The organism is Nucisporomicrobium flavum (assembly GCF_016464385.1).
Taxonomy (GTDB): Bacteria; Actinomycetota; Actinomycetes; order Mycobacteriales; family Micromonosporaceae; genus Actinoplanes; species Actinoplanes flavus_A.
Genome location: NZ_JADMLH010000008.1, coordinates 121,203 through 129,677 on the forward strand (window position 1 = coordinate 121,203; position 8,475 = coordinate 129,677).

The following is an 8,475-nucleotide window of genomic DNA, read 5'->3' on the forward strand; positions in this document are numbered from 1 at the left end:
CCCGTCCGCGGGTGCGCGCCGGAGATATTGGCCGTGCGCGCACCGCGGGCGTCTCGGAGTTCCGAGGCCGTCTCGGGCGCTCGGCGCTCGGCGCTCGGCGCTTTCGGCCGGCGACCCCTCTTGGTCGCACCGCGCTTTCGGCCGGGCCGGCCGGCGCGGGGCCGGGTGCGGTCGGTCGCTAGACGATCGCCATGTCGACGAAGCGCGACAGGTGCAGCTGCGCCGCCACTGTCACCGTGTCGGTCGGGCCGTTACGGTGCTTCGCCACGATGAAGTCCGCCTCGCCCGCCCGCGGCGACTCCTTGTCGTAGTAGTCGTCGCGGTGCAGCAGCAGCACCACGTCCGCGTCCTGCTCGATCGAGCCGGACTCACGCAGGTCGGACAGCTGCGGGCGCTTGTCCGTACGCTGCTCCGGGCCTCGGTTCAGCTGACTCACCGCGATCACCGGGCACTCGATCTCCTTGGCCAGCAGCTTCAGGCCTCGGGACAGCTCGGAGACCTCCTGCTGGCGGCTCTCCGTCTTCTTCGGCGACGTCATGAGCTGGAGGTAGTCGATCACCAGGAGTTTGAGGTTGTGGCGCTGCTTGAGGCGCCGGGCCTTCGCGCGGATCTCCATGAGGTTCATGCTCGGGGTGTCGTCGACGAAGATCGGCGCCTCGCTGATCTCGCCCATCCGGCGGGCGAGTTTGGTCCAGTCGTCGTCGGAGAGCTGGCCGGAACGCAGCGAGTGCAGCGGTACGCGCGCCTCCGCGGAGAGCAGACGCATCACCATCTCGATCTTGCTCATTTCGAGGGAGAAGATGGCGCTGGCGCAGTTGGACCGGATGGCCGCGTTGCGGGCGAAGTCCATCGACACCGTGGAGTTGTGAGTCGGAACCATGGTTCGCCCGGCGAGGTAAAGCTTGTCGCTGTTGTCGACGGACACGCACTTCACCGGCACGCTCGGCACAACTCGGACGTCGACGATGAAGCGGCGGTCGGATCGCGTCGATCCGGTGGCGCGACGGCGCTGCTTGTGCGACAGCATCTTCCGGTGCAGACGGAACACGTCGTCGGTCGTGGTGAAGGTGAGCGTGTAGGCGATGGAGGACTCCGGGGACCGGCCCGCGACTGTCTTCGACGTCATCGAGCATCGGTATCCCAGCGAAGCGACCAGCTCGCGGACATCCTCGGCAAGGCGGCGCGACGTCGACGTGTACTGGCAATTGCCGGTCGTGGTCACCGTCCCGTCGGTGTCGAGCAAACCCGCCAGCAGGGCACGGCGCTGATCCTCGGACGCTCTGAGGTATGTCGTCGGTACGTGCTTGTTACCCAGAACTCCGAGCGTTCGGAGCAGCGCGGTGACCGATCCGGAACGCCTTCTGCAGTCGTTGCACCGCTGGCCGCCGTTGCCCTTCACCATTGCCGGGGAGGCGCAGCCGCAATCGACGCAGACCGGCTGCTCCCCCGGTGACGAGAAGAAGCGCGCCTTGCCGCCACATTCTCTGCCGCAGGCCCTGGCACCGGCGTGACGCGGCTGGAAGCTCACACCGCACACCACGCATGCGCGGCGGCGCAGCGGCGCAGCGGCGGGAAGGCGGACCGAGTAGAGCATGGGCCCGCTGGGCTCGGCAATGTATCCATCAGCTTCGATGAGCATGGTCACTTCTGGATCGGCTGACGTGATCCGCGCGGCCGCGCTGTGCCCGTCTCCCAGCCAGGCACCGAAGGTGTAGGGCGCGATGGGGAGGTCGCGCTCGGGCAGATCGAGTGGCGCGGGGTTCATCACCGAGTGGTTGAGCCGACGGTCTGCGGTCGGGGTACGCAAGGTCTCCGCGATCTGCCGAGTGGTGCGTACCTCCGCCGGCCGCCCATACCGGCGGGCCCGGCGATCATGGGTGCTCCATTGGTGGGAGCCATCCGCCACGATCACCGTGCCGTCGGAGAACTCGACCTCGTAGCACGAACGCCCGAGCATGATCTCGCTGGTGGCGATCACGGTGGTGGGCTTTCCGTCAGCACCGATCAGTCGGTCGCCCACCGCGATCTCGCCCATGGTCGTCCAGCCGTCCGGGGTAACCAGCTCGGTGCCCAGGGCCAGCGCCTTGCCCAGACCGGGACGCCCGGCCACGATGATCAGCTGGCCGGGGTGCAGGCCGTTGAGGAGCCGGTCCAGGTCGGCGAAGCCGGTGGGTACGCCGGTCATCATGCCGCCCGACGCGCCGACGGCCTCGATCTCGTCGAGGGTCGGCTGCAGCATGTCGCCGAGCGTGGCGAAGTCCTCGCTGACCCGGTTCTCGGTGACGTCGTAGATCGCCTGCTGGGCCAGGTCGACGATGTCGTCCACGTCCCGGCCGCCGTGCCCGTTGGCGCCGTACCCGAGCTGCACGATCTTCGTACCGGCCTCGACCAGCCGGCGCAGCACCGCCCGCTCGGAGACGATCCGCGCGTAGTACGCGGCGTTGGCGGCGGTGGGCACGCTCTCGATGAGGGTGTGCAGGTACGGCACCCCGCCGATGCGCTGCAGGTCGCCGGAGTCGGCCAGCGCCGCCGCGACCGTGACACCGTCGGCCGGTTCGCCGCGCCCGTACAGGTCGAGAATGATGTCGAAGATCGTCGCGTGCACCGGGCGGTAGAAGTCGTGGGTCTTCAGGATCTCCACGACGTCGGCGATGGCGTCCTTGGACAGCAGCATGCCGCCGAGCACGCTCTGCTCGGCGGCGATGTCCTGCGGCGGCGTCTTGTCGAAGCCGCCGTCGGACGGGGGTCCGCCGCCGGGAGGGCGTCCGCCGCCGGCCGGTCGCCCGCCGGGCGACTGCTGCCGGGACTCCGGCCGTGCGTCATCGGTGATCGACACTCCGACCTCCCTCTCCTCGTGTGCCGCGTCCAGCTCGGCGCCGCGATGCCACGCGCCGAGCGCGGCCCCACGTGCAGCCGCCCTAGCGCAGCGCCGTCTGAGTAACGCCCAGCTCAGCGCCGTCCAGCAACGCCAAGCTCGGCGCCGTAATGCCACGCCGAGCGCCCTACGTGCAGCCGCCCGGCGCAGCGCCGAGCTCGCCGCCATGGTGCAACGCCGGGCCCGTCCCGTCGTGGTGCAACGCCGGGCTCGGCGACACGCGCGCCCCGCGCCCAACCCGGCTTGCACGTCACGCGCTTGCCCCGCCCGGCTCACCCGGCCCGCGCCGCGCAAACCGACCAACGCTGCGCCTCCCGAGTCGATCAAACAACCCCGGTACGACACTTTCGGGTGAGCACGCCCACCGCCGGGTGACCCATCCCACCGAACCGCCCGAATCGTCGGTTCGCGCGGACCGGGTCGGCCCTGGGGCGTGATCCGGCGCGGGTAACCATACGAAGCTGCACGTCATCGGCCCAAGCGGGCCGGTGGACAAGCCTCGGGACAAGTTGTGGACAATGCCTCCGAACCTGTGTGCAGCCCTGTGCACAGCCTGTGTACAACGCTGGGGGATGCTGCCCGGCGTACCCCGATGACCTGGGTTTTTGGTGTCCCCAGCGTGTGGAGGGAATAAAAAGGTGCGGCCCGTGACGAAGCCATCGCCCCTGGGCGTTGCAGATCCGGGGAACGCACGTCACGCTTTTCAGGTGGACCAACGGGAGTGGGACTACGGCGCCCGCCTGCCGCGGGAGAGGAGCGCCGCGGAGCCCTGGTCCACCCGTGAGAGCCCGGAAAGTCCCGATTCCTCCCAGGTTGTGGAGCCCGGCGCGCCCGTGTGGGGGACCGGATCGGTCACCGACACCGGCAGCATGCAGCCCATCCCCGAGGCCGTCGCCTGGTCGTTGCGTGCCGAGGCCTGGGCGCAGAACGAGGATCAGGCCGTCGAGCGGTCCGGATCCGGCACGGTCAGCCGCTGGTCCGACGTCGCCGCGACCGGTCGGCCGCCGATTCCCGCCGACGGCGTCGGATGGCGTACGTCGACAGCGGAGTGGCGCTCCACCGACAGCGCCCGCTGGCGTCAGACGACGGAGTGGCGCTCCGCGTCCGGCACGCACGGATGGCGGACGACGACCGAGGCGTGGCAGTCGGGCGACGCCAACGGCTTCGTGCCGCCGGTCGAGCCGCCCACCCGGCTCCCGGCGATCTCCGGCACCGCCTGGCCCACCCCCGAGTCGGGCGAGCCGCCCGCGCCGAGCTGGCAGCAGCCCTCCACCCCCGACGACACTCCCGGCTGGCAACGCGACCGGTCCGTCCCGGGGGCCACACCGTCCTGGCAGCAGCGGCCGGCCGACGCCGCGCCGAGCTGGCAGCAGCCCGCGGACCCCACGCCGAGCTGGCAGCAACGGCCGGCCGACGCGGCGCCGCCGTGGGAGCGTCCGGCCGATCCCACGCCGTCGTGGCAGCGTGCCGAGGACCCCCCGTCCACCTGGCAGCAACGGCCCGCCGACGCCGCACCGAGCTGGCAGCAACGGCCGGCGGACCCGACGCCGACCTGGCAGCAGCGGCCCGCCGACGCCACGCCGAGCTGGCAGCAGCGCCCCGCCGACGCGGCGCCGAGCTGGCAGGCCGCGGAGGATCGCCCGTCGTGGCAGCAGTTCGCCGCGCCGTCGGCGACACCGCCGGTCCCGCCCACTCCCACGCCGTCCTGGCAACAACCGGCCGACGCGCCGCGCCCGTCGTGGGACAGCCGGCCGAGCTGGCAGCAGTTCACCGACACCGGCCGCTCGTCGCGGCGGGAGAACGGTGCGAGCCGGGAGACGCCCGCGGACCTGCCGGGAGAAAGCTCGTCGAGCTGGCAAAATCCGCAGCCGCCCACCGCGTACACGGGAAGCCGGTCCGCGCCCGGCACCTTCGACGACGGCCGCCACCTCGTCCGTGAGGACGACCGCGCGCAGTGGCGTCGCGAGACCGGCTTCGACGACGGGTCACGCCAGGTGGGTCGCCGCCGGGCCGCCGAGCCGGGTTCGCGTACGAGCGGAGGCACCGGCTGGACGGTCCGCTCGGACGCCGACAACTGGGCCGGGCACACCGACACCGGCAGCATCCCGGCGTTCCAGGACCCGGTCGCCGACAGTCCCAGCTGGCGCCGCGACGCCGGCGACCCGCCGGACAGCTGGCGGACCAGCTCGACCACGAACAGCTGGCAGAGCAGCGCCCCGACGACCGGCAGCCGCCGCGGCGCGGACGAGACAGGCACCGGCTGGCGGTCCCCGGATCCCGACCGCGACGGATGGCGCTCCGCCGAGCCGCCGGCCGAAAGCTGGCGCAGCGGCGATCAGACGCGTGACGGGCGGCCTGACACCGGCTCGTGGCGGCGCGACCCCGAGCCGGGCCCGGCGGCGGACCCGTGGGCGCAGAGCGCGTCGGAGACCGGCGTCATCCCGCTGCCTCTGCAGCCCCGGGAGCGTGACGGCGGCGGCTGGCAGAGCCGCTCGGACACCGGCACCTGGCAGCGCGACACCGGCACCCGCCAGGGCGAAGGCGGCCGGCAGGGCGAGGGCGGCCGGCGCAGCCGGGCCGACCGGACGGACACCGGCTCCTGGCAGCGGGAGATCGAGTCCGGCGCGCGGTCGGGATCCGGCCCCTGGCAGCGGGACGACGACGACCCGGACACGGGTACGCGGCAGCGCGGCGGCCGCCGCAGCTCGTGGCAGCCCGACGACGAGGCGCGCCCGGACGGCCGTTCCGACACCGGCTCGTGGCGGCGTCACGACGAACCGCGTGGCCGCACCGACACCGGTTCCTGGCAGCGCGACGCGGAAGGCACCCGCGCCCGCCGCGCCGCCCGCCCCCGCGGCCCGGAGACGCAACGCGAGCCCCGTCGTGGCCTGGACGCCCAGCGCGGCGCCGGCATGCCGCGACGCGAGGGACCTGCGGCGTACGCCCGCAGGCGCGAACCCGACACCAGCTGGACCCGCGAGCTCGAGTCCGGCGCCTGGCACCGCGACCCGGAGTCGGACGTCTGGCTGCGCGACAGCGACACCGGCCAGTGGCACCGCGCCGAGGTCGAGGACGACGAAGACGACGAGGACGACCGGGACGCCGACGGACGACCCCGCCGCGGCCCCTCCCGGTCCCGTACGCGCGACGACGTCCCGGGCGGGCCGCTCGCACTGGAGAGCGGCGAACCCCGGCGCCGCCGTCGCGCGGAGGACGACGACGACCGTCCCGGCGCAGGTCCGCAGGGTGGTGGCCGCCAGGGCGTGGGCCGCCGCCGAGCGCCGGACGGCCCCCTGCAACTGGGCGCCGCCCCCGAGGCACCGCTCGACCCGGAGATCTACCGCCGCGACGGCGAGGCACCCACCCGGCCGATCCTGGGCGGCCGCCGCGAGCTCGAACCCGGACCGGCCGCCTGGCAACGCGACGCCGGCCCGGACGGCCGCCCGAACCCCGCCCCCACCGAGCGTCCCGTCTCGGCGGCGCCGGGCGGCTGGGACGTGGCGGCGAATCGTCCGGTCTCCGCCGTACCCGATGACCGTCCCGGACCCGCGGCACCCACGGCCTGGCAGCAGGACCGTCGAGAGCCACCACCCGTCTCGTCCCCGCCCGCCGGCCCCGCCTCGCCGACCGGGTACGGCCAGGCCGCCGTACGCCCGGTCTCGTCGCAGCCCGGTCCCGGCCAGACACCGGCCCGCCCGGTGTCCGGCACGCCCACCCGCCCGGTGTCGTCCCAGCCCGGCGCATGGCGGCCCGAGGCGCAGGCGGCAGCCCGCACGGACTCCTGGCGCAGCCAGATGCGCGCCGAGGACGGCATCGCCGCGGGCCCAGCTCCCACTGAACCGGCCGCCCGGACCGATGACTGGCGCAGCCAGATGCGCGCGGAGAGCGGCCACGCGGCAGACCCGGCCCTCGGCGAGGCGACCGCACGGACCGACGCGTGGCGCAGCCAGATGCGCGCCGAGGACGGCATCACCGCAGGTCCCGCGCTCGGCGAGGCGGCCACCGAGATCCGCCCGGCCGCCGAACCGGCACCCTGGCAGCAGCGCGAGCGCGAGCAGACGGCCCGCCGCGCGGCCCCCAACCGCGAGGCGGCCCCGGCGGACTGGCGGCGCGAACTCAAGGAGTCCAGCGACCTCGCGGACGGCGAATCCCGGCGCTTCGGCACCAGCGACTTCGTCCCGTTCCGGCCCCCGTCGAAGAACGGCGCCTCCGCGTCGGTCAAGGTCCCGGCCGCCAACTCGGCCTCCGCGAGCGCCACCGAGATCATCCGTACGGGCGCCAGCTGGCAGGACCCCCCGGACACGGAATGGCCTCCCCGCGGCGCCGTCATGACCTCCCCGGCGGGCACGTACGAACGCCGCCCGGTGAGCACCCTCTCGTCCGCGGCGACGCGCCAGAACGACCTCCTCGAACCGGAGGAGGAGCTCGAGGAGGACACGGGCGGGCCGCTCGCGGCGGTCGGCTACACCGTCGTCTGGTACGGCGTACCGGTCGTGCTGTTCGTCCTGTACATGCTGGTCCTCAACGGCGCCCAGCAGGCCCACGCCCTCAGCACGCTGGCCGATGCGGCGCCGCAGTTCGGGCTCTCGCTGGTGCTGAGCATGCTGGTGGCGGTGGGGTTGCGCTGGGCGAGCGGGTCCTGGAAGGCGGCCAGCGTGGGGTTGGCAGCGGCGGTGATGGGCGGCGGGCTGGCCACGGTGCTGACGTCGGCAATCACCGGCCAATCACTCAGCTGACGAGCAAAACCCGCGGGCCGCGGGCCGCGGGGGCGCGGAGAGCGCGGGGGCGCGGAGAGCGGAGAGCACGGGGCGCAGAGAGCACGGTGCGCAAAGAGCGCCGTGCACCGCGGGGCATGACAGCACGGCAGGGCCGCGGGAACTCCGCACGCCGCGAGTTCGGCGCGCAGCGCGCAGGGCGCAGGGCGGGCATGCGCAGCGCGGACATGCGCAGCGCGGACATGCGCAGCGCGGACATGCGCAGCGCGGACATGCGCAGCGCGGACATGCGCAGGGCGGGCATGCGCAGCGCGGACATGCGCAGCCCGGTGGTGGCGTTGGGCGCTGAACCAGGTCGTGACGTCGGCGTGCAGCTCAGCGCTGCGGCGCGCGTGCACAGTCGGGGCGCGGGCGCGGGAGCAGCAGTAGTGCCCGACAGCGTGGGCCACGTGCGGGTGGTTCGTGGGTCATATTCGGCGTACCTACGGCGCCGCCACGCGCGGAGTGGGGTGGCGGGGACAGGCTGGGTGTGCCACCCGAGCGTGTCCCTCTCCGTGCACGCATCCGGCCCCGCTTCGGGAGGCTTCGCCTCTGGCGCCGTACCTATATGAAAGACGGACCCGCGCGAGAGCGAAACCCGCCCCAGCAGACCGACCCATGCGGAAGCGAGACCCGCCCCAGCAGACCGACCCATGCGGAAGCGAGACCCGCCCCAGCAGACCGGCCCGCGCGGAAGCGAGACCCAGCCCAGGGGACCGACCCACGCGGAAGCTGGATCCACGCTCGGCCTGCGGAGAAGCCCTCTGTAATGCGGAAAGCGGGCCCCCCCCCCGGGTGGCGCGCGTTCGGGGCGCGGGGGGTGATTGGGGGCGACGCCGGTAACGG

At 73.6% G+C, this 8,475-nt stretch carries 3 protein-coding genes; 2 read left to right on the forward strand and 1 reads right to left on the reverse strand.

The features are described from left to right. Positions 1-178: 178 nt before the first annotated feature. Positions 179-2,836 carry a replicative DNA helicase gene (gene dnaB, locus IT780_RS20480; protein ID WP_372443742.1) on the reverse strand — a complete coding sequence of 886 codons (2,658 nt, stop codon included), beginning with the start codon at positions 2,834-2,836 and terminating at the stop codon, positions 179-181. Positions 2,837-3,582: 746 nt separating this feature from the next. Here dnaB and IT780_RS20485 point away from each other — a divergent pair. Next, on the forward strand, positions 3,583-7,611 hold the full coding sequence (locus IT780_RS20485) for a hypothetical protein (RefSeq protein ID WP_199513222.1): 4,029 nt from the start codon (positions 3,583-3,585) through the stop codon (positions 7,609-7,611). Positions 7,612-7,817: 206 nt separating this feature from the next. Continuing rightward, the gene (locus IT780_RS43485) at positions 7,818-8,201 is read left to right on the forward strand and encodes a pentapeptide repeat-containing protein (protein WP_372443756.1); all 384 of its coding nucleotides are present in this window, start codon (positions 7,818-7,820) and stop codon (positions 8,199-8,201) included. Positions 8,202-8,475: the final 274 nt, after the last annotated feature.

What these genes read in the sequence shown, in the direction of transcription:
- IT780_RS43485 (WP_372443756.1), top strand. Translation starts at nt 7,818, where the DNA reads ATGCGCAGCGCGGACATGCGCAGCGCGGACATGCGCAGCGCGGACATG.